Origin of the sequence: Streptomyces cylindrosporus, from assembly GCF_022698165.1 — a bacterium.
Classification (GTDB): domain Bacteria; phylum Actinomycetota; class Actinomycetes; order Streptomycetales; family Streptomycetaceae; genus Streptomyces; species Streptomyces cylindrosporus.
In genome coordinates this window covers 495,163-517,267 of record NZ_JALDAY010000001.1, presented here as the reverse complement: position 1 = coordinate 517,267, position 22,105 = coordinate 495,163, and the positions used below count along the sequence as shown (strand labels likewise).

The following is a 22,105-nucleotide window of genomic DNA, read 5'->3' as shown; positions in this document are numbered from 1 at the left end:
TGCGGGTTCGTCGTGGCTGGTCGCGCAGTTCCCCGCGCCCCTTGGCGGCGTTGAAGGACCCCTCGTTTCGACGTTCCGTTGCTCTCTTCCGGGCCTTTCGGCATGAGCAGGATGATCCTGAGACGTGTTACGAACTCCTCGCTCGCGATGCCGCCAACCAGGTCGAGGCCTACGGCGGTCCCGTCTCCGGGCGGACCGTCGTGGACGTCGGTGGAGGTGGTGGGTACTTCACCTCGGAGTTCCGGCGTCGGGGTGCGCAGGCGTATCTCTTCGAACCGGACATCAGAGAACTCGGCGAGAAACCACCCGAAGGTGCCGTCATCGCCGACGGCTATCTGCTGCCCCTCTCCGACGGCGTCGCCGATGTCACCTTCTCCTCGAACGTTCTTGAACACGTCGCCGATCCCGAGACCTTTCTCAGTGAGCTCGCCCGGGTGACCAGGCCCGGTGGGCTGATCTACGTGTCGTTCACCAACTGGCTGTCGCCCTGGGGCGGGCACGAGTGGGCGCCCTGGCACTACTTCGGGGCCGAGCGGGCGCGGGCCCGCTACCGGCGTCGTACCGGAAGATCGGCGAAGCACACCCTCGGCGAGAACCTGTTCGCCGTGCACATCGGCACCACCCTGCGGCAGGTGCGCGCCCGGGACGACGTCACGGTCGTCTCCGCGCGCTCCCGCTACTGGCCCTTCCTCGCCGAGACCGTCGTGAAGGCGCCCGGCATAAGGGAGTTGGCCACCTGGAACCTCCTCCTCATTCTCCGGCGGTGTCCACCATGACGACCACGGTCCAGGCTCCTCCTCCGGCTGCCGTCCCCACCACCGCGGCCACCTCGGGTCCGCCGGAGGGCCCGCGGTCGCGGCGCTGGCTGGTGGGGTTCTGGGCCGTGGTGTTCGTCCTGTTCCTGGTGGTGCACCCGGGACGGCAGACCTTCGACACGAAGCTGGGCGTGACGGTCGATCCGGGGGCCTTCTTCTCGGATCTCGGGCAGTTGTGGCACGACCAGGGCGGCTTCGGCGGCATCCAGGACCAGTACGCCGGTTATCTGTGGCCGATGCTGCCGTTCTACTGGCTGGCCCATGCCCTGCAACTGCCGGTGTGGCTGGCCGAGCGGCTGTGGATGTCGCTGATCGTGTCCGTGGCGTTCTGGGGTGCCCTGCGGCTGGCCGAGCGGCTGCGGGTCGGGAGTGGCGGGTCACGGTTGCTGGCGGGGGTCGCCTATGCGCTGTGGCCCGTTTTCACGATCGTGATCGGGTCTACGTCCGCCGCCGTGCTGCCCGGGGCCTTTCTGCCGTGGGTGCTGTTGCCGCTGATCGACGAGCGGTACAGCGCCCGGGTCGCCGCGCTGCGGTCGGCGTTGATCGTGCCCTTCATGGGCGGGGTCAACGGGGCCTCGACGCTCGCCTCGCTGCTGCCGGTGGGGCTGTATCTCCTGTCCCGGCCGCCCGGGCCACGGCAGCGGAAGCTGATCTCGTGGTGGGTGCCGGGCGTGGTCGTGGCCACCGCCTGGTGGTGGATTCCACTGCTCATGCTGGGGGTCTACGGGGAGAACTTCCTGCCCTATGTGGAGTCCTCGCAGACCACCACGGCCACCATGTCCGCCACCGAGGCCCTGCGCGGCGCCGGGAACTGGGTCGCGTATCTGCACTTCGGCGAGGCCTGGCTGTCGGCCGGGTGGACGGTCGCCGCGTCCGTCGTCGTGATCGTCTGTTCGGCGCTGGCCGCGGGGCTCGGTCTCGCCGGACTCGCCAGACGGGACATGCCCGAGCGGCGCTGGCTGGTACTGACCGTCGTCTCCTGCGTGCTGGTGCTGCTCGCCGGGTACGGCGGCGCGTTCGGGGCGCCCTTCCACGGGGTCGTGCAGGACTGGCTGAACGGCGGGCTCGTCCCCTTCCGGAACATCTACAAGTTCCAGACAGGGCTCGCGCTCGCGCTGGTGCTGGGGCTCGCGCATCTGGTGGGGGTGGCCGCGGACGCGCGGGGCGCCCGGCCGGTGCGGGGGCGGCGGTTCGCTCCGCTGGTCGCGGCGGTGCTGATCCTGCCGGGGCTGATGTGGCCGTATCTGGACGGGTCGATCCTCAGTCCGGGGTCCTTCCAGGAGCTTCCCAAGTACTGGAAGACCACGGCCGGTTGGCTGGAGAAGTACTCGCCCGACTCGCGCGCCCTCGTCGTCCCGGCGACCGCGCACGGCATCTACAGCTGGGGCTCCCCCATCGACCAGCCTCTTGATGTGCTCGCCAAGTCCCGCTGGGCGCAACGGGACTTCGTGCCGTTCGGCACCCCGGGCAACCGGCGCGCGATGGACGCCGTCGAGGACGCGCTGGCCTCCGGGAGCGAAGTGCCGGGGCTGGCCGACTACTTGAGCCGGGCCGGGATCTATTACGTCGTCGTACGCAACGACCTGGACCCCGGCCAGGCCGACTCGGTGCCCACCACCACCGTGAAGCGGACGCTTGAGCAGTCCGGGTACCAGCGGGTGACCGGCTTCGGGCCGGTCATGACCGGCGGGGTCATCGCCCATGACGCGCCGCTGCAGGTGGAGGGGCTGTATCCGCGGCAGCGGGCGGTGGAGATCTACGAGCCCTCCGGCAAGGACGTCCCCCGGCCGGGGCAGGCCCGGCTGCTGCCCGTGTCCGACACCGCCGTCGTCTCCGGCGGACCCGAGTCCCTGCTGCCGCTGGCCACCGAGCTGCGCGGCCGGGCGACCGTGCTGACCGGCGACAACCATCCCGGCCTCGGCTCGCCCTCTCTCCAGGTCGTGGGTGACGGACTGCGGCGCGCGGACACGCGGTTCGGGCTCGTGACCGCCAACACCTCGTACACGTACACGAGTTCGGAGAAGAACGCGCCCGACGCCACCCAGGACGCGGGGAAGAAGCCGCACCAGATCCTGCCGACCGAGGGGCTCGGCCACCAGACCGTGGCGCAGTTGCGGGGGGCCGACTCGGTGACTGCCTCCTCGTACGGGAACTGGCTTTTCCACCTGCCCCAGTTCGACCCCGTGAACGCCTTCGACGGGAACCCACAGACCGCCTGGACCGAGGGTGCGCCCGGGTCGGCGGACGGGCAGTGGGTGCGGATCGGCTTCAGCGGCGGGTCGTACGACATGCCGTCGTCGTTCAAGGTGAGCCCGCTGCCGCAGGAGAGCGTGCGGTCGGCGGCGACGAAGGTGCGGGTGGAGACCGAGAAGGGGGAGCGGACCAGCTTCCTGCGGCCGAACGGGTCCACGCAGAGCATCAAGGCCCCTGCCGGGGCGACCAGTTGGATGAAGCTGACGATCGTCGACTCCGTCGCACAGCACGCCGGGCTGACCGGGGCCGGGTTCTCGGAGATCGACCTACCGCACGTCCAGGTCACCCGCATGCTGCGGCTCCCCACGGACGCCGACGACTCCGACGCCACCGCCACGCTGATCTCCCTGCACCGCGCCGCCGACCCCACCGGCCTCTCCGCGACCGGCACGGAGGCGGGCCTGCACCGGAGCTTCACCACGGCCACGGCGGGGACGTACGAAGTGAAGGCGAACGCCGTCCCGGTCAACGGCGAGGAGCTCGACAGGCTGCTCTACCAGGTCGCCCCCGACCAGCAGAACCGCATCGTCGCCACCGCCGACTCGACGGCGGCCCTCGGCGCGGGACTGTCGGCGCGCAACCTCACCGACGGCGATCTGACGACGGCCTGGATCGCGGGCGACCGACCGACTATCCATCTGCGCTGGAACGGCAAACAGCCCATCGGGGAAGTGGTGTTGGCCCCGGCGGGCGGGCTGTCCACCCGGGCGACCGAGGTGCAGATCACCTCTCCCGACGGCTCGACGGTCGCCGGCGTCGACGAGAACGGGGTGGTCCGCTTCGACCCGATCACCACCGACCGGCTGGACATCACGGTCAGCAAGACAGCCTCGACGACCCTCTACAACCCGGTCGCCGACGAGGACCTCCAACTGCCGGTCGGGTTCAGCGAGGCGTACATCCCGGCGCTCGACCAGTACCGCACACCGCAGCCCAGGTCCGGGCGGACGTTCTCGCTGCCGTGCGGGCAGGGCCCGGACGTGGCGGTGGACGGCGAGCTGTACCAGACCAGTGTGAAGGGGACGGTCGGGGACCTGACCGAGCGGCGCCAGGTGGATGTGACGTTCTGTCAGCAGGGGCGTAACGACAGCGAGTTGGAGCTCACCGCGGGCACGCACCGCGTCGAGGCCGGGGATGCCGGGCCGCTCACCCTGACCGGCATGACCCTGACCCGCGGCACGGTCACCGAGGCGACCCCGGTGGACCGCCAACTGACCATACGGGACTGGCTCGGTGACCGGCGCGAGGTGAGCGTCGGCTCCGGTGACGCCATGTATCTCACGACGTACGAGAACTACAACGACGGCTGGAAGGCCACCCTGAACGGCAAGGAGCTGACCTCGGTCCGGCTCGACGGCTGGCAGCAGGGCTGGCGGATCCCGGCCGGGGCGGGCGGCACGGTCAAGCTGTCGTACGAGCCCGCCACGACGTACGAGGGCGGGCTGATCGGCGGTGCGGTCGGGCTCGCGGTGCTGATCGGGCTGGTCGTGTGGCGGCGGCGGGCCGAGAACCCCGACCCGCCGCAGCCGGTGCCGCCGCTGCCCGGGCTGTGGCTCGGGACGGTCGTGCTGACGGTGGTGGGAGTGCTCATCGCCGGATGGTTCGCGCTGCTGGTGCCCGCGCTGGCGCTGCTCGCGTACCGGCGGCACGCGCTGCTCGTACCGATCGCGTTCGTCGCGCTGGCCGGGGCGGGGATCGCCGCCGCGACCGGGGCCGGGGAGCCGGTCGGCGCGGGCGAGGGGGCGTTCGGACACGCGGCCCAACTGCTCGCGCTGATCGGGCTGTTCGCGGGGGTGGTGAGTGTGCGGGAGCCGGACGAGGGGCCGGGGTCCACGGCCGTACTCCCGCCGGTGCGGGAACCGGACCAGGGGCCGCCGGGCCGGACAGCCGTACCCCCGCCGGCGCCTCAGCCGCCACCCGCTTCCTCGGAGGCGCCGACCCAACAGCTCCACAAGGGGGGCGAGAACGCATGACGGCACTCGATCACCCGGCCCGCAACGGCACCGACGGGCCCGTCCCGCCGGGGCGCATCCCCTTCCCGGTGGTGGACGAGGTGGCGCGGCACTGTCTCCAGGAGGAGGAGCCGGAGACCGTGCACATCGAGGTCCATCTGCCGGGGCGGCTGGACCGGGACCGGCTGCGGGCGGCCTTCGCGGAGGCGCTGCGCAGGCATCCGCGGGTCCTGATGCGCCAGGCGCCGGGGCGGTGGTACCGGCTGCGGTACGAGTGGGAGCTGACCGCGGAGCCGGACGTGGAGGTGGTGAGCTTTCCGGAGGCGGGGCGGTGTGCGCTGCGGGACGCGCGGACCCGGGCACTGACCACCGCGCCGCCGCTGTCGCTCTCGCCGCCGATCCGGCTGGAGGTGGTGGAAGGAGCGGGGCCGGTCGAGGGAAGCGAGGCGACGGACGCCGTCGGGGTGCCGACCCGGCCGAAGCCGGGCGGGCCGCAGCACAAGGGCACCGTCCTCTTCCTCACCATCAACCACACCGCCCTCGACGGCCCCGCCTGTCTCCGCGTCCTCGCCACCGCCGCCGAGATGTACGGCGGCCGGGACAACTCCCCCGCCGCGCCCCCGACCCGCACCACCGAACCCCAACCAGCGTCCGCGGACACCCCTTCCAACTGGTCACCCCCCGCCCGAGTGGCCCCGGGCACCCCCGAACTCTCCCCCGGCAACGGCATGCTCGTCACCGAACTCCCCCTCCCGCACCGCCCCAAGGGCGCCCCCTACACCGTCAACGACCAGCTCATGGTCGCCACGGCCCTGACGATCGCCCACTGGAACAGGGAACACGGCGCCCACCCCCGCCCCCTCCGCATCACGATGCCGGTGGACGACCGCCCCCGGGACCTCACCATGCCCATCGGCAACGGCACCCGCCTGGTGGAAGTCCCCTTCGCCCCGGCCGAGTTGACGACCACCGACATGCATCGCCTCCTCACCCGCACAGCCACGCGTACCCGAGCCCTGAAGTCCCTCCCCCGCCCCCAACTGGGCCACGGGGCCACCCTCCTCACCGCCCCCGTCACTCCCGTGGCGTGGCGAGCGGCGCTCACCCGCGGCCTGCGCCGGGCCGCCGCCCCCTGGACGTCCACGACCCTCCTCAGCAACATCGGCCGCATCCCGTACTCCCTGGACTTCGGCGAGGGGGCGGGCCGCGCGCACGCGGTGTGGTTCTCGGCGCCGGCCAGGATGCCGCGCGGCCTGACGGTCACCACGGCGTCCACGGCCGGCCGGCTGCACCTCGCCCTGCGCTGGTCGCGGTCCCTGCTCAGTCATGGCGACGGCGCCCATCTGCGCGACCTGTTCGAGCACTACTTGCACACCACGGACGTGGAGCAGCCATGACCACCGCCCCGGCCAAGCCCCGTGAACTGCGCGACTTCTACGAGAACCCCGCCGTCCCGGTCGCCTCCGGCACCCCGCGCAGCCTCCGCCAGGCCCGCATGCTGGCGGCGGCACTCCACAAGCGCCCCGCGCAGACGATCCTGGACATCGGCTGCGGCGACGGAACGGCCGCGGCCACCGCCGCGCCCCTCCTGTCCGGTCACCGCCTCGTCGGCGTCGACTGGTCCCAGGACGCCCTCCAGCGCGCCCGCGCGCATCTGACGTACACGATCCGCGGTGAACTCACCGGCGGCGGGCTGCCGTTCAGGAGTGGATGCGCGGACGCCGTGCTGTTCAGCGAGGTGATCGAGCATCTCGTCGACCCGGACGCGGCCATGGACGAGATCCGTCGCGTGCTGCGGCCCGGGGGCCATCTCATGCTGTCCACACCGAACTTGGCCGCCTGGTACAACCGCGCGCTGCTGGCCGCGGGGGTGCAGCCCGTGTTCTCCGAGGTGAGTCTGCGCGGGATCCACGGGCGGCCCGGGGCGGAGGTCGTCGGGCATCTGCGGCTCTACACCGCCCGTGCGCTACGGGAGTTCGCCGCCGCCTCGGGCTTCGAGGTCGTACGGCTGGCCGGGGCCCCCTTCCACGGCGTACCGCGTCCGCTGCGGCCGCTGGACCGGCTGCTGTGCTCCAGACCGTCCCTCGCGTCGATTCTGCTGCTGCACGCACGCAAGAAGACCTAGGGGGCGGGGACATGTGGTGGGGAGTGGCCGCGGCGCTGATGGCGAACACCCTGTACAGCCTCGGATTCGTCCTGGAGAAACGTGCCCTCACCTCGCTGCCGGAGGTGACGATCCGTCAACCCGCGCGGCTGCTGCGGCTGGTGCTCGGCAGTCCGCTGTGGATCGGCGGCTCGCTGTCCCTCGCCGCGGGCTTCGGCGCGCAGCTCGCCGTCTACCGGACGCTGCCGATCGCCGCCGCCCAGGGCATCTTCGTCTCCGGCCTGGTGCTCCTGGTGCTGCTCTCCGCGCGGCTGCTCGGCGAGGAGACGACCGGGCGGGAGCGGTACGCGCTCGGGGCGATCCTGGCGGCGCTGCTCATGGTCGTGCTCTCCCTGAAAGAGAGCGCCGACACGGTCAGCCGGAGTGCGCCCTACCAGCTGATCCTGCTGGTGTGCGTGCCCTCGCTGGCCGCCGGGGTGTGGCTGTACGGGTCCGCCGAGCGCCGCTCGCGCCACCGGCACCGCGCGCCGACCACGGGCGTGGAGTACGGGGTGGCGGTGGGCCTGCTGTACGGGGTCAGCTCGCTGGCGATCAAGGGGGTGTCGAGCTACCTCACGACCAGCGGCCTCGGCGGTGCCGTCGTCGACCTGCTCGAGTCGCCGTACCCGTATCTGCTCATGTTCACCGGGGCGTTCGGCCTCGTCATGTCGCAGGCGGCGCTGCAGCGCTGCCGGGCCTCGCTGATCGTGCCGGTGTGCACGACGGTGACCTGTCTGTACACGGCGGTGCTCGGCACGCTCTCGTTCGGCGAGGCGCTGCCGCACGACCCGCTGCGGCTCTCCCTGCGCCTCGGCGGCACCGCGCTCGCCGTCTCCGTACTGCTGACCATGCCCAAGCACGACACCGCGCCCGCGCAACCCCCCATCGGTGCCAAGGAGTTGACTCCGCCATGAACCCCGACGACCCGCTGCTGCGGATCCTGGCGTGCCCGCTCGACAAGGGCCCGCTGCACCTTCTCGCGCCGGACGGGCCGGCGGCCAGGGAGGCCCTCTACAACCCGCGCCTGCACCGCCGTTACCCGATCGTCGACGGCATCCCGCAGCTGCTGCCCTCGTCCGGGGAGCAGGTGTCGGACGACGAACACGAGGAGCTGCTGAAGCGGCTTGCCGGGGGCGGCGGGACCGGGGGCGCGACCGGCGGAGACGGCCGCGGCGGCATCGGCGACAACGGCCGCGGCGACGACCACGGCGGTGTCGGTGGCGACGGTCGCGGTCCCCAGGCGCCCGGGGTGGCCCCGTGACCGTGACACCGCCACGCACCCTCGCCGCCCGCCTGGCCCCGCTGCTGCCCACCCGGCTGGTCGCGGCCGTCGCGCGGGCCGTCTATCCGCGCTTCGAGCCGGAACTGGCCCGGCTGGGCGAACTGTGCCCGGCCGGGTGCGGGACGGCCGTGGACGTGGGCGGCTGGTACGGCCCCTGGACCCGGCGGCTGTCGCGGCGGGCCCGGCGCGTGGTGACCGTGGAGCCGGTCCCGCACCTGGCCCGGCTGCTGACCGCGGCCGCCCCGCCGAACGTCCGGGTCGTGCAGGCCGCCGCGTCGGACCGCCCGGGCATCGCCCGCCTGTGGCTGCCCGCCGACGACGCCGGCGACCGGGGCGTGTCGTCCCTGGTCCGCCGTGACATCCACGCCCACGCGCTGGAGGTCCCGTGCGTCACGCTCGACGAACTCCGCCTGCGCGAGGTCGGTTTCATCAAGATCGACGTGGACGGCAGCGAACTGGCCGTGCTGCGCGGGGCGACGGGACTACTGGCCCGCGACCGCCCGGCGCTCTTCGTGGAACTGGAGTCCCGCATCCAGCCGATCGCACCGGTCGTCACCTATCTGGCGCTGCTGGGATACGAGGGCTGGGTGCTGCCCGGCACCACCTGGGTGCCGCTGGCGAAGTTCCCGCTGGAGGCCCACCAGGAGGCGGCGGCGCACGTGGTCACCCAGGGCCTGCTCCCCCGCGTCCTCCCCTTCCGCAGCCGCCCCCGTTACGTGAACTCCGTCCTCTTCCTCCCGGACGGCCGCCGCCCCGGTGTCAGTGCCGTGGGAGACCATGGTTCGCATGCCGCCCTCCGCCAAGCGCCCCGCTAGCCCGTTCACCCCGCTCGACTTCCAGCTGGTGCTGCTGCGCCGCATGGCCGACCACAACCCGGACCTCGTGGAGGACGCCCGGCACGAACTGGGCGTCTCCATCGCCGACATGCGAGAGGCCAACAAGCGCTGGCAGGCGATGCTGCACTCACCGAGATCCCGTGCCGCCGCCTCCCGGTACCGCTCGATCCTCGGCGAGCCCGAGTCCTCCGTCCGCCGCCGCGTCGGCGACCTCGACTGCGAGGCCTGGCTCTGGCCGGTCCCCCTCTGGCCCACCCTGCGCTTCGAGGTCCTCCTCGCCCCGAACGGCGCGGTGTGGAACGAGTGGCTGGTCCGGGCCCCGGGAGCGGAGGGACCGGACCTGAAGACCCTCGACGACCTCACGCCCTGGTCCTGCACGGTCGACGAGGCGGCCCGCGCCTTCGCCCCGGCGCGCCCGCTGGAGGGGACCGCGCCGACGCGGTGGGGGCTGGCGTTCACGGCGCCGGACGGGGAGGGGGTGGCCAGGCAGGTGGCGGCGGAGTTCACCTGGGGGCTGCTGCAGCGGGTCGCGGTGACGGAGTGACGCGGTGACGGGGTGAGCCGCCGTCAGCGCGGGACGGCGGCCAGGATCGCGTCCCGCACCGCCGCGACCGACGCCGGGTGCAGGAACAGGAAGAGATTCGGCTCGACGAGCTCCAGCTCCATCACCAGCGGCTCCCCGTCCTCCCCGTCCACCAGGTCCACGCGCGCGTACAGCAGCTCGGGCGCATCCGGTACGGCGGCCAACGCGGCCTCGGCGACGGCGAGTTCGGCCGGTGTCGGGGTCCACGGCTCCAGGTCCGGGTGGGCGACCTTGTCGGCGTCGTAGGCGGCACCGGGGGCGAGGACGGCCCGCTTGCGGCTGGCGTGCAGCAGCCGCCCGCCGAAGAACTGCAGCGCCCGCTCACCGGCGACGTCGATGCCGCGCATGTACGGCTGCACCATCGCGGTGAACCCCTCCTCGTGCATGCGCGCGAGATGCCGTACGGCCGAGTCCCGCTCCCCGGGCGCGTACCGGGCCGCGTACCGCGCGCCCGCCCCCGAGGTCGGCTTGATCACGTACTCGTGCGCGTCGGGCAGCTCGACGGCGTCCCCCGGCGCGAGATACCGGGTCGGCACGACCGGCACCCCCGCCTCCGCCAGCTCCCCCAGATACCTCTTGTCGGTGTTCCACCGCACGACCTCGGCCGGATTCGCGAGCCGCGTCACCTTCCCGCACCGCTCGGCCCACGCCACGAACTCGGCCGCCCGCCAGCTGTAGTCCCAGGTCGAACGAAGGACGACGAGGTCGTACGCCCCCCAGTCCACCGCGCGGTCGTCCCAGCTCACGGCATCCGCCTCGGCCCCGTCCGCACGCAGCGCGGCCACGAGCACGGGCAGGTCACGGTCGCGGTTGGGCTCCGGGCCGGGGTCGTAGGTGACGAGGGCGATGCGGGACAAGGGGGACTCCGTTCTCGTCAAGGGACGTCCCGCAGGCTAACCGGACCACACGCAACCACGGCAACCCATTTGACCTTCACCTTCGGGGAAGCCCCAGCATCGCAACGAGGAACGAAACGAGGTCGTCGAAGCCATGGAGTCGCAGATGCCGCAGATGCTGACGATCGGCGCCTTCGCCAAGGCGTGCCGGCTGTCCCCGAAAGCCCTGCGCCTCTACGACGAGCTGGACCTGCTGCGCCCCGCCCGCGTCGACCCCGGCACCGGTTACCGCTACTACACGCCCGCCCAGCTGGAACGGGCCCGTCTGGTGGCCTGGCTGCGCCGGCTCGGCATGCCGCTGGCCCGCATTCGCGAGGTGTGCGCGCTGGCACCGGCGGACGCGGCCGTCGAGATCCGCGCGTACTGGGCGGGGGTCGAGGCGGAGACGGCGGTACGGCGGGATCTCGCCGAGTTCCTGGTCACCCACCTGTCGGCAGCACCCCGAAGGGACACGACGATGCTGGAACTGCGCTACCACGCCCACTCGGACCGCGGCCGGGTCCGCCCCGCCAACCAGGACACGGCCTACGCGGGCAGCCGACTGCTCGCGGTGGCGGACGGCTTCGGCCCGGCGGGCGCGCCGGCGAGCAGCGCGGCGGTGGAGGCGCTGCGCTTCCTGGACACGGAGGAGGTACCGCCGGGTGACGTCCTGAACGTCCTGGAGGACGCGGTCCGGGGCGCGACGGAGGCGGTACGCGACGCGGCTTCAGGCGCCACCGACGAGAACGGCACGACCCTCACCGCCCTCCTCTGGACCGGCTCCCGCCTGGCCCTGGTCCACATAGGCGATTCCCGGGCCTACCTCCTGCGCGACGGCGCCCTGTTCCGCATCACGCACGACCACACGGTGGTCCAGGGCCTGATCGACGAAGGCCGCCTGACCCCCGAGGAGGCGGCCTCCCACCCCCAACGCTCCCTCCTCCTCAAAGCCCTGGGCACGACCACCCCGGACCTCCGTCTCCAGGACGTGGCCGCGGGCGACCGCTACCTCCTGTGCTCGGACGGCCTCCCGACGACCCTCCCCGACGCCCGGATCCGCACGATCCTCACCACCGCCCCGACCCCGGCCGAAGCAACCCGCGCCCTCATCGCCGAGGCGAACGAGACGGGCGGCCCGGACAACGTGAGCTGTGTGGTGGCGGACGTGGTGGCGGACGTGGTGGAGGGGGTGTGAGGAGCATGGCCGACGACGACGTTCGTCTGACGGAGCAGATCGCCTACTACCGGGCCCACGCCGCCGCGTACGACCGTGCCTACACCGAACGCGAGGACCTGCGGCGGCTGCCGGCCACGGTCGGCGACCTCCCGATCAGGGGAGACGTGCTGGAACTGGCCTGCGGAACAGGACAGTGGACCGGGGCGCTCGCCGCGCGGGCGCGCTCGGTCACCGCCGTCGACGTGGCCACCGAGACGCTGGACATCGCGCGGGTCCGGGTCTCGTCCCCCCACGTGCGGTTCGTCCGGGCCGACGTGTTCGCATGGCAGCCGTCGCGCCGCTACGACACCGTGTTCTTCGCGTTCTGGCTGTCCCACGTCCCTCCGTCCCGGCTGGCCGCCTTCTGGCACACCGTTGCGATGGCGCTCAGCCCTGGTGGCAAGGCGGTCTTCGTCGACGACGGCCCCGCCGAAGCCGCACACGAGACGTTTCTCGCACGGCAGCCCGTCCCCACGGTGGTACGCCGGACCGACGACGGCTGCAGCTACGGCGTGGTGAAGCTCTTCCACTCACCCGCCCGCCTCACCCGAGATCTCACCTCGATGGGCTGGTCGGCCGATGTCCGACCCCTGGGCGAAAGTTTCATCCGAGGCGTCGCGGAGCCCCCCGGCAACAGCTGACGACGAGCACCAGGGAATCCCGTCTGCCCCCATTGGTCGTACGAGCCCTGGCCGCAGCCCGCACCCACGGCTTCGCCCATTCCTGCCGCCCCGAGCAGGGCCGGCTTCTGCAGGTCCTGGCGGGCGGGGCGAAGAGTGCCATCGCCGAGACGGGGACGGGCTGTGGCGTCGGGCTCGCGTGGCTGGCGACGGGGGCGCGGGCGGGTGTGCGGCTCGTCAGCGTCGAGCGGGAGCCTGTACGGGCCCGGGTCGCCGCCGAGGTCGAGGTCATGGTCGGGGACTGGTGGCGGATCGCCGAGCGGGCACCGTACGACCTGGTCGTCCTGGACGGCGGGGGCGTGGGCAAGATCCCCGAGGACGAGCCCGCCGATCCGGCCCGGCTGCTCACCCCCGGCGGTCGGGTGGTGATCGACGACTTCACGCCGGCCGCCGAGGACCCGCCCCGGCACGACGGCAGGCCGGATCTCCCCCGGCTGCACTGGCTGCGGCACCCCGCCCTGCGCACGATCGAGATCCCGCTCGCCGAGGATCTCGCCACGCTCGTGGGCACCCGGCGGTGGCCGGAGTGACCGGGATCAAGCTGCGGTGGTGACTGATTTCGGTGGTGCTGGTGTAGGAACGGGGTGTTGGTCCCGATGACAAGGAGTGCGCCGCGTGTCCTCTCTCTTTCCGGCTCTGGAGAGCCCGAGTGAGCAGCTCGCCCTGCGGTTCGGCGAGCGGTCACTGACGTACCGGGAGCTCGCGGCGGCCTCCGGCGCCCTCGGGGAGCGGCTGCGCGGCGCGGGGCGGGTCGCCGTCTGGGCCACTCCCGCGCTGGAGACCGCCGTCGCCGTCGTCGCCACCCTGCGGGCCGGCGTGGCCGCCGTGCCCCTCAACCCCAAGTCCGGTGAGAAGGAGCTCGGGCACATCCTGTCCGACAGCGCGCCCGCAGTGGTCCTGGCCGCGGCCGGGGATGAACTTCCCTCGCCGGTACGAGACTTGCCGCGCATCGACGTCGATGTCGATGCCGATGTCGACGCCGGTGACAGCGGTAGCGGCAGCGGGAGCGGTCTCGCCCCCTCCGCCGTCGGCGACGAGGACCCCGCCCTCGTCGTCTACACCTCCGGCACCACCGGCCCGCCCAAGGGCGCCGTCATCCCGCGCCGGGCCATCGCCACCACCCTCGACGCGCTCGCCGACGCCTGGCAGTGGACCGGCGACGACGTACTCGTGCACGGGCTGCCGTTGTTCCATGTGCACGGGCTGGTGCTCGGCATCCTCGGCCCGCTCCGCCGCGGCGGCTCCGTCCGGCACCTCGGCCGCTTCACCACCGACGGCGTCGCACGCGAGCTGAACGACGGCGCGACCATGCTGTTCGGCGTGCCGACGATGTACCACCGGATCGCCCAAGCCCTCCCCGAGGAGCCCGAGTTGGCCAAGGCGCTCGGCCGCGCCCGGCTGCTCGTCTCCGGGTCCGCCGCCCTCCCCGTCCACGACCACGAACGCATCGCCGCCGCCACCGGCCGCCGCGTCATCGAGCGGTACGGCATGACGGAGACGCTGATGAACACCAGCGTCCGGGCCGACGGCGAGGCCCGCCCCGGCACGGTGGGCGTGCCCCTGCCGGGCGTGGAACTGCGGCTCGTCGAGGAGGACGGGTCGCCCATCACCTCGTACGACTCCGAGACCGTCGGCGAGATCCAGGTGCGCGGCCCGAACCTCTTCACCGGCTACCTCAACCGCCCCGACGCGACGGCGGCGGCGTTCACCGCCGACGGCTGGTTCCGCACCGGCGACATGGCGGTGCGCGAGTCCGACGGTTACGTCCGGATCGTCGGCCGCAAGGCCACCGACCTGATCAAGAGCGGGGGTTACAAGATCGGGGCCGGTGAGATCGAGAACGCGCTGCTGGAGCATCCGGGGGTGCGGGAGGCCGCCGTGACCGGCGAGCCGGACGCCGACCTGGGCGAGCGGATCGTGGCCTGGGTGGTGCCGGAGGATCCACAGTCCCCGCCCGGGGTGGAGGAGTTGGCCGATCATGTCGCCCGTCGTCTCGCCCCGCACAAGCGGCCCCGTGTCGTCCACCACCTCCCCGCCCTTCCCCGCAACGACATGGGGAAGATCATGAAGCGGGCCCTGCACAGTGACTGACCGCCTCTCCGCCCGCGCATTCCTCACCCTCGTCACCGACGACTCCACCTTCACCGAACTCCCGTACCCGGCAAGGCTCGCCAAGCCCGACGGCCCCCTCGCCTGGCAGGGTTACGACGCTTCGCGCGCCCGCGCCGCGGAACGCACCGGCGAGTCGGAGTCCGTGGTCTGCGGCACGGCGACCGTGACGGGCACGCCCGCCGTCCTGATCGCCTTCGAGTTCGGCTTCCTCGGCGGCTCGCTCGGCGAACGCACCGGCGACCGCCTGGAGGCCGCGTACACCTACGCCCGCGAACACCGCCTCCCCGTCGTCCCGTTGGTCGCGACCGGCGGCAGCCGCATGCAGGAGGGCATGCTCGCCCTCACCCAACTCCAGCGCGTGGCCCACCAGTCGGCGCTGACGAGGGAGACCGGGCTGCCCCAGATCGCCGTCCTCCGTGATCCCACGACCGGCGGCGGCTGGGCCACCCTGGGCGCGGGCGCCGACGTGATCCTCGCCCTCCCGGACGCCCAGGTCGGCTTCGCCGGCTCCCGCGTCCGCCCACCGGACGCGGACCCGACGGCGTACACGGCTCAGGCGCAGCTGGCGGCGGGGGCGGTCGACGCGGTCGTACAGCCGGAGGAGCTGCGAGAGACGCTGGGGAGGTGGCTGGGGCTCCTCACCTCGCCGGCACAGGAGGTACCTCTTCCGGCCTCCCTGGGGACCGCCACCGGTCTCCCCGCCACCGGCTGGGCCGCCATCCACCGCGCCCGCTCTCCCGAACGCCCCCGCGCCCAGGCCTACTTGGACGCCTACTTCACCGACCGGGTCCGGATCAGCGGTGACCGCTGCGGTGGCACCGACCCCGGCATGCTCTGCGGCTTCGGTGCTCGTGACGGCCGTACCGTCGCCTACGCCGCCCAGACCGGTACCGCCACCCGCCCCGCCGGATACCGCACCGCGGCCCGGCTGATCCGGCTCGCGGGGCGGCTCGGCGTTCCCGTGCTGACGCTGGTGGACACTCCCGGTGCCGCCAATGACGCGGAGGCGGAGCGGCAGGGGGCCGGTGCGGCGATCGCGGACGTCTTCGCGGCGGTGGCCGCCGCCCGCACCCCGGTCACCACGCTCGTCATCGGCGAGGGCGGCTCGGGCGGCGCGCTCGCGCTGGCCGCGCCCGGCAACACCTGGGCCACGCCGGACAGTTACTTCTCGGTGATCGCGCCGGAGTCGGCGGCCGCCATCCTCAAACGCCCGCCGACTCAGGTCGAGGCGACCGCCGACCAACTGCGGCTGCGTCCGCAGGACTTGCTGGAGCTGGGTGTGATCAGGGGCATCGTCTGACGCCCGGTGCGGGAGAGGGGAGACCGGCGCCGCCCCGTTCCGGAGAGGCGACGCCGGCCGCTTCGTATCCCCCTTGCCCCTCCCCCTACTTCACCCCGACCGCACGGATGATCTCCTGCGACACCGAACCACCCCGGTCGTCGCTCGCCGAGGCCCGCAGGGAGATGTGGGCGGCGTCGCGGGGCACGGTCAGCGTGCCGTGGCCTCCGGTGAGCCGCACCGTCCGCCACGACTTCCCGTCGTCGTACGACACCTGCAGCCGCGCCTCCCCGATGGTGCCGGTGTCCGGCGCGCCCTTCACGTACTCCGCGCCGAGACCGACGGGTACCCGCGCTCCGCCCCGCACATTCCCCGCGAGGTCGGTGTCGACGTCGAAGGCGAGGTTGATCAGGGGCAGGAAGGTCCAGCGGTCGTCCGGCGTGGCCGCCGACCGGAAGGTCCACTCGGCGTGGCCCTCGGTGGACAGCTTCCAGCGGTCGGCGTCGAGGGCGGTGTCGGTGACCACCTTGTAGGTGTGCCGGTCGGCGGGCGCGTCCCAGGCGTAGGCGCCGGAGCCGGTGCGGCGGTCGACCAGCTCGCCGTCCAGGTACACCTCCGTGGTCTGGGTCATGCCGCTCTCCGTGCTCCACACGTCCCCAAACCCGGTGTGGTCGGGCCCCGAGTCGCCCCAGCCGGGGGTGTTGAACTGCAGCTGGTTCCCGGACCGTTGCTGCCCCCAGCCGAGCCCGGTCCCGAGCCACGGATGCCAGACCGGCCGGAACCAGTCCAGCTCGCGGTGCGAGCCACCGGCGTACCGCACGAGCCCGCTGCGCTCCTCCAGCGCCCCGTTCCCGACGGTCACCGACTCGTGCCACAACTGCCCCGGCCCGGTGGACACATAGTCGGTCCGCTCGGCCGGGTAGGCGATGCGTTCGGCGAACCCGAGCCCGACGGGGAAGGTGTCGGTGATCGAGTACCGGAACTCCCCTCCGTCCGTCACCGGCTTCACGGCGTGGAACTTCGTGTCCAGGACGGCGAGTTGGCGTTCGGTCGGCGCATAGGTGAGGTCCCTGCGCGGGATCGCCCCTCGGTGGCCCTCCGAAAGGTCGTACATGTAGGGCGTGTTGAGCGTGCCGGTCATCTCGACGGTCCTGGCCGCCCGCAGCCGTGCCGCGTCGGCGGTGTTCACCGTGGCGATCTGCAGCGGCCGGTCGCTGTTGTCGTCGTCGCCCCACCAGGCGTTGAGCCGCCCGGCCGCGTCGTCGGTCACGAACAGCGCCCTGGCCCCGGCGTCCTGCGCGGCCTGCGCGAGCGCGACGGGATCGGCTCCGTCGGCGAGGTGCGCGAGCACCGCCTTGCCCGCGACGCCGCTGAAGGGCCCGTCCCCCACGTCCACGAGCGGCAGCCGGCTCCTGCCCTCGATCAGCGTGCCGCCGGGCTGGACGACCGCCTCGCCGACGCCCTTCACCTCCAGCAGTGGCTTGCCGAGCCGCCACACGGTCCGGTACTCGAAGGTCCCCTGCGTGACCTTGTCCGTCGGTGCGGCGAACACGCTGTCGTACTTCACCGGTACCTGCACGGCCCCGAAGAGGTCGGTGCCGCCGGCGTTCCGGTCGTACTCCATGAGCAGCTGCCGTGTCTCGGTCCGCCGCCCCACCCGCGCCGTGATCTCCCTCAACTGCCGCCCGTCGAGGGTGACTTCGCGGTCCCGGTCGAGTGAGATCTCCGGCGCGGCGAGGAAGCCGAGGCCGAGCGAGTCGGCGCCGTGGCTGCCGCGCACGTCGAGGAAGGAGGTGAGGCTGTACGTCCCCGGCTGCAACCTCAGCTTCAGCGTGCCGGAGTCACCAACGTAGGCCGGGTACGCGTCCGAACCGGCCGCCAGCTTCTGCACCACCAGGTCGGCCGGGGTCGCGGCCCCGTCCCGGTCCTTGACGTGCACGGTGAGCGTGTACCGCTCCTCCTCCTTGACCAGCCCGAACACGGTGTGGGCAACGGGAGTTCCGGTCTGGTCGCTGGCCACGATCTGCCCGCTGGTGTTGCCGATGGCGGCCTTGGAGCCGTCTCCCGTGACGGTCGTGGACGCGCTGCCGTGCGCGGGCACGGTGAGGGAGGAGTCGGCGAGGGTGGCGACCCCGTCCGGGGCACCCTGCACGGCGAGGCTCAACTCGATGTCCGTATCGGATGTGTTGGTGTAGGTGACGGTCTTGGTCACCGGCTCGTTCTTGTCATACGGCCAGCTGTAGAACCCGAGGTCGGCGCTGCCGGTTGCCGTGACGCTCGCGCCGACGGCATCCGGGACGCTGACCCGCCCGGCACCCAACTGATAGGCGGAGGCGTCGAGTTGCCGGGAGCTCGACATCAGCGCGTCCTTCAGCTGCGCGCCGGTCCAGTCGGGGTGTTCCTGGGCGAGCAGGGCGGCCACCCCGGCGACATGGGGTGTCGCCATGGACGTACCGCTCATGGATGTGTAGTAGCCACTGCCGTCGGTGAGTTGGGAACGGGCGGCGAGGATGTCGACGCCCGGGGCGGAGATGTCGGGCTTCAGGGCGTTGTCGCCGTAACGCGGTCCGGCGCTGGTGAAGTAGGCGGCCTGGTCGCTCGCGTCGACGGCGCCGACGGTGAGCGCGGAGTCGGCGGCGCCGGGTGAGCCGATGGAGGAGGGGGCGCCGGTGTTGCCGGCGGCGACGACGAAGAGGGCCCCGGTCTCCTTGGACAGGGTGTCGACGGCCTGGGCCATCGGATCGGTGCCGTCGCTGGGCTCGGTCGACCCCAGGCTCATCGACACGACCTTGGCGTGCACGTCCCGCGCGGCCCACTCCATCCCGGCGATGATCTGCGACTCGCTGCCCGAGCCCTGGTCGCTGAGCACTTTCCCGACGGCGAGATCGGCATCCGGAGCGACACCCTTCTCCTTGCCGCCGGAGGCGGCACCGCTGCCCCCGACGGTCGAAGTGACGTGCGTGCCGTGCCCGTTGCGGTCGGCGACGTCCTCACCGTCGATGAAACTCCGGGTGACGGAGACGCGTTGAGCGAGATCGGGATGACCGGTGTCGACGCCCGTGTCCAGTACGGCGACGGTCACCCCCTTCCCCGTCAGCCCCGAGTCCCAGGCGGCCTGGGTCCCGATCTGCGCGTTGCTCTCGGCCATGTCGGCCCGGACCCGCCCGTCGAGCCACACCTTCCGCACGCCTGCCTGCCGGGTGAACCCCGTCCAGAAGTCCCGCCCCTTGTCGGCGTCCACGGCGGCCCCGCGCACGCTCTCCAGCGTCCGTGTCCGCTCGGTGTCGCGCGGGGTGGCGACCCGGGCGCCCTTGTCATAGGTGACGATCAGCGGCAGCGCGCCGGTCCTGCCGTCGTCCAGTCCCTGCCGTATCAACTCACTGACGTCGAACAGCCGTTGATCGAGCGCACCGGCCCGCAGATAGGGCAGTGCCTCGTCCGGTACGACGCTGATCTCGCCGTCGTCCGTCCGCGTCCGCACGGCGCCGGTGGCACCTCGGGGCCGCGCCACGGTGACGGTCCTCCTGCCGCCGCCGAGGTCGGTGACGGTGACCTTGTCGCCGGTGACGAGGGTGACGGTGCGGGTGGCCGCGGCGGTGCGCACGGGGGTCGGGGTGTGCACGAGGGTGGGGGTGCCGTCCCGTGCGTCCGCCCGCGCCGTGGGCAGCAGCGCCAGCACGAGCCCCGCCGACAGGAGGATCGCCCCGCGTCCGACTGGTCCTCTGCTCATGCACACCTCTCTCCGTCGAGTGCTGCGAAGAGTGTCGAGGGGGTGGTGGGGTGGGAGGAGTCGGGTGGGGTGGCGGGTTGGTGCAGTGGCGGGTTTCCGCCAGCCGGGGTGGGGGCGATGGTGGGGTGTGGAAACCGGGACAACTCCGAACGCCGTCCGGAAGAATGGGGGTGCTCGGTGAGCGCGGCGGACGGGGGCGTCATGGCAGAAGGCCTGATTGAGTTCAGAGACCAGGACGGTCGCGTTATCACGGTCGAGGCGGCCGACGACGACTCCGGCTCGCGGCTCGTCGCCCGTGACGACGGCACGGCACAGGCGACCCGCACCTTCGAGGGCGCCCTGGAGGGAGTGCGCGCGGCGGCCGAGTCGGCGCTGCGGGTCTTCAGGGAAGGTGCGTTGAGGCCCGACGGCGTGGAGATCGAGTTCGGCGTCAAGCTCAGCGCGGAGGCGGGTGCGCTCATCGCCAAGAGCACGGTCGAGGGGCATCTGGTCGTCAAGCTCTCCTATGCGCCCGGACGGTCCTCGGACCCCTCAGAGGCGGCCCAGGTCTCATGACGACCGCCTCCTGGCACGTCCGGATCAGTTACGGCGGACAGACATTGGGCGCCGGCTTCCTGGTCACCGATCGGCACGTGCTGACCTGCGCCCATGTCGTGGCCCGCGCGGATGCCGACGCTTTCCGGGTGACGTTCGCCCACGGCCCGACGGACGTCCACGGCGACGGCCGCGACGGGATACCCGCCCGGGTGGTGCGGCACGGCGGCTGGTCGGGACGGGCCACCGACCCCGGCGACCTCGCCGTCCTGGAGCTCGACCGGCCCGTGTCCGTCGAGCCGGCCCGGTTCGCGGCGCCCTCCGCCGCCTACGGCGAGCCGCCGCGCAGACTGTACGTGTACGGGTTCCCGAAGCGCTACGACGAGGGCACTCTCGCCGAATACCGGGCCACGGCCGACCAGTTGATCGCAGGCGAGTGGGTGCAGCTGGAGGCGTGGACTCCGCACGGCCAACCCCTGGCGCCCGGGTTCAGCGGTGCGGCGGTGACTCTCGCGGACAGCGGACTGGTGGTGGGCATGGTCTCCGCCGCGGCACACAGCCCGGAGATCCGCAATGGCCGGATGCTGCCCGCCCAGGTCATGGCCCGCTACTGGCCGCCCCTGGGCGAACTGATCCCGACGCCTGGACACACCCGGCGGGAGAAGCAACAGCTGCGGGAGTTCGTGGCGGCCATGTCCCGGGAGGAGGAGCTGGAGTGCCGTCCCGAGGGGCTCTATCGCGATGCCGTCGGCGCCCTGGGGCCGCCGCTCCCGGCGAAGGGCTTCCGTGACCTGTGGGACGCGGCCTGGTATCTCCTCTCCGAGGTGCCGGACAGCACGGCCGCAGCCCGGTTCGCCGCCCGGCTCGCCGACTTCGTCGAGGACGCCCGACTCAGGGGTGCGCTGCGGTCCTGGCCCGGGAGGCCGCGGCCCGGGACGCGTGGCCCGGTCGCCGGTGCCTCTCCTTGGTCCCCGATCCTCGTGGAGATCGCGCCGAGCGGCTCGGGCGACGACCGCTTCCTCGTGGAGGTGTCCGTGTACGCCGGCGGCAACCGGCGCCTGGTGGGGTCGCGCACCCTGCCCGTCGACGGCGTGCAGGGATACGCCCAGGAGTGCGTCGACGAGGCCTACCGGGATCTCACCGAGGACGACCGCGAACTGATCGCCTTCGCGCTGCCGCGCCGCAGGCTCAACACGGACGTTGCGCACTGGCGGCGCAGTGCCACCGACGAGAGCCCGCTGGGCTCCTTCGCACCGGTCGTCGTACTGGACCTGGAGCGGCGGCGCAGTGGCGCTCTGCAGCACAAGCTCGCGCAGAAGTGGCGGCTCCTCGACGACCGGCCCGTGGCACGCATGCACCGCATCGGCTGCGGCTCGGTGGGGCAGGACCCGGTGCGGCTGACCGTGGGGCTGCGGCATGGAGCCGACATGGTGGGCTTCGGCATCCCGCCCCGCGCGGACGGCGCGCGCAAACTGTTCGAGGCAAGTCTGAACGCGGCCGTGCCGGTGCTGCTGTGGCCGCGATCCGCATGTCGCGGCGGGCCCGACCACCAGGACTGCCCGGGGGCGCGGTTCCTGGACCGGCTCGCCGAGCAGCTTGCCGAGCTGCCGCCAAGTGAACTGCCTTCCCGGATACACGAGTTGCGCATGCAGTCGTATCTTCCCGACGCTCCCCAGGCACGCTGGGCCGACGATCTGGCGCTGCTGTGGGAGGACCCCAGATGTCTGCCCGAACCCACCGGCTACCAGCACTCGCCCGTCCGCTGAGCAGACGGCGGACGGCACGGCGAGACCGAGCAGAGCAGGAGAACCGGAA

16 protein-coding genes and 1 pseudogene are annotated in these 22,105 nt (G+C 72.6%); 15 read left to right on the top strand and 2 right to left on the bottom strand.

What is annotated here, in order from left to right; translation table 11 throughout:
* The first annotated feature begins 50 nt into the window (after positions 1–50).
* The 8 genes and pseudogenes from MQP27_RS02165 (at position 51) to MQP27_RS02130 (ending at position 9,825) form a co-directional block, all read left to right on the top strand.
* Positions 51–776 carry a class I SAM-dependent methyltransferase gene (locus MQP27_RS02165; protein WP_242760181.1) on the top strand — a complete coding sequence of 242 codons (726 nt, stop codon included), beginning with the start codon at positions 51–53 and terminating at the stop codon, positions 774–776.
* A complete protein-coding gene (locus tag MQP27_RS02160) occupies positions 773–5,041 on the top strand; it encodes a DUF3367 domain-containing protein (RefSeq protein WP_242760178.1) in 4,269 nt (1,422 codons plus the stop codon). The genes MQP27_RS02165 and MQP27_RS02160 overlap by 4 nt, the downstream gene beginning before the upstream one ends.
* Positions 5,038–6,417 (top strand): condensation protein, encoded by a 1,380-nt coding sequence (locus MQP27_RS02155; RefSeq protein WP_242760176.1) that lies wholly within the window; start codon positions 5,038–5,040, stop codon positions 6,415–6,417. Before MQP27_RS02160 ends, MQP27_RS02155 begins: the two co-directional genes overlap by 4 nt.
* Positions 6,414–7,145, top strand: coding sequence for a class I SAM-dependent methyltransferase (locus MQP27_RS02150; RefSeq protein WP_242760174.1), 732 nt, complete (start codon positions 6,414–6,416; stop codon positions 7,143–7,145). Before MQP27_RS02155 ends, MQP27_RS02150 begins: the two co-directional genes overlap by 4 nt.
* Positions 7,146–7,168: 23 nt before the next feature.
* Positions 7,169–8,077: a hypothetical protein gene (locus tag MQP27_RS02145; RefSeq protein ID WP_242761341.1), complete on the top strand. Its 909-nt coding sequence runs from the start codon at positions 7,169–7,171 to the stop codon at positions 8,075–8,077.
* Positions 8,074–8,292: pseudogene (locus MQP27_RS02140) on the top strand (Trm112 family protein); the annotation flags it as partial. The gene MQP27_RS02145 and the pseudogene MQP27_RS02140, both read left to right, overlap by 4 nt.
* 134 nt (positions 8,293–8,426) lie before the next feature.
* Entirely contained in the window at positions 8,427–9,260 is an 834-nt protein-coding gene (locus MQP27_RS02135) for an FkbM family methyltransferase (RefSeq protein ID WP_242761339.1), read from the top strand.
* A complete protein-coding gene (locus MQP27_RS02130) occupies positions 9,223–9,825 on the top strand; it encodes a hypothetical protein (protein WP_242760172.1) in 603 nt (200 codons plus the stop codon). Before MQP27_RS02135 ends, MQP27_RS02130 begins: the two co-directional genes overlap by 38 nt.
* Before the next feature lie 23 nt (positions 9,826–9,848).
* Here MQP27_RS02130 and MQP27_RS02125 read toward each other — a convergent pair whose 3' ends face one another.
* Positions 9,849–10,721 carry an ATP-grasp domain-containing protein gene (locus MQP27_RS02125; RefSeq protein ID WP_242760170.1) on the bottom strand — a complete coding sequence of 291 codons (873 nt, stop codon included), beginning with the start codon at positions 10,719–10,721 and terminating at the stop codon, positions 9,849–9,851.
* Positions 10,722–10,866: 145 nt separating this feature from the next.
* On the opposite strand from MQP27_RS02125, the gene MQP27_RS02120 reads away from it, so the two are divergent.
* From MQP27_RS02120 to MQP27_RS02100, 5 genes are all read left to right on the top strand, one after another.
* Complete coding sequence (locus MQP27_RS02120; protein ID WP_242760168.1) at positions 10,867–11,934, top strand: MerR family transcriptional regulator; 1,068 nt, start codon at positions 10,867–10,869, stop codon at positions 11,932–11,934.
* Between the two features lie 5 nt (positions 11,935–11,939).
* Positions 11,940–12,596 carry a class I SAM-dependent methyltransferase gene (locus tag MQP27_RS02115; protein ID WP_242760157.1) on the top strand — a complete coding sequence of 219 codons (657 nt, stop codon included), beginning with the start codon at positions 11,940–11,942 and terminating at the stop codon, positions 12,594–12,596.
* A gap of 23 nt (positions 12,597–12,619) precedes the next feature.
* Positions 12,620–13,165, top strand: coding sequence for an O-methyltransferase (locus MQP27_RS02110; protein WP_242761337.1), 546 nt, complete (start codon positions 12,620–12,622; stop codon positions 13,163–13,165).
* Between the two features lie 85 nt (positions 13,166–13,250).
* Entirely contained in the window at positions 13,251–14,726 is a 1,476-nt protein-coding gene (locus tag MQP27_RS02105) for an acyl-CoA synthetase (RefSeq protein WP_242760155.1), read from the top strand.
* Complete coding sequence (locus MQP27_RS02100) at positions 14,719–16,047, top strand: carboxyl transferase domain-containing protein (protein ID WP_242760153.1); 1,329 nt, start codon at positions 14,719–14,721, stop codon at positions 16,045–16,047. Before MQP27_RS02105 ends, MQP27_RS02100 begins: the two co-directional genes overlap by 8 nt.
* Before the next feature lie 85 nt (positions 16,048–16,132).
* On the opposite strand, the gene MQP27_RS02095 is transcribed toward MQP27_RS02100, so the two are convergent.
* A complete protein-coding gene (locus tag MQP27_RS02095; protein WP_242760151.1) occupies positions 16,133–19,756 on the bottom strand; it encodes a S8 family serine peptidase in 3,624 nt (1,207 codons plus the stop codon).
* 201 nt (positions 19,757–19,957) lie between these two features.
* On the opposite strand from MQP27_RS02095, the gene MQP27_RS02090 reads away from it, so the two are divergent.
* Positions 19,958–20,311: a CU044_2847 family protein gene (locus MQP27_RS02090; protein WP_242760136.1), complete on the top strand. Its 354-nt coding sequence runs from the start codon at positions 19,958–19,960 to the stop codon at positions 20,309–20,311.
* Positions 20,308–22,056 carry a VMAP-C domain-containing protein gene (locus MQP27_RS02085; protein ID WP_242760134.1) on the top strand — a complete coding sequence of 583 codons (1,749 nt, stop codon included), beginning with the start codon at positions 20,308–20,310 and terminating at the stop codon, positions 22,054–22,056. The genes MQP27_RS02090 and MQP27_RS02085 overlap by 4 nt, the downstream gene beginning before the upstream one ends.
* Positions 22,057–22,105 lie beyond the last annotated feature (49 nt).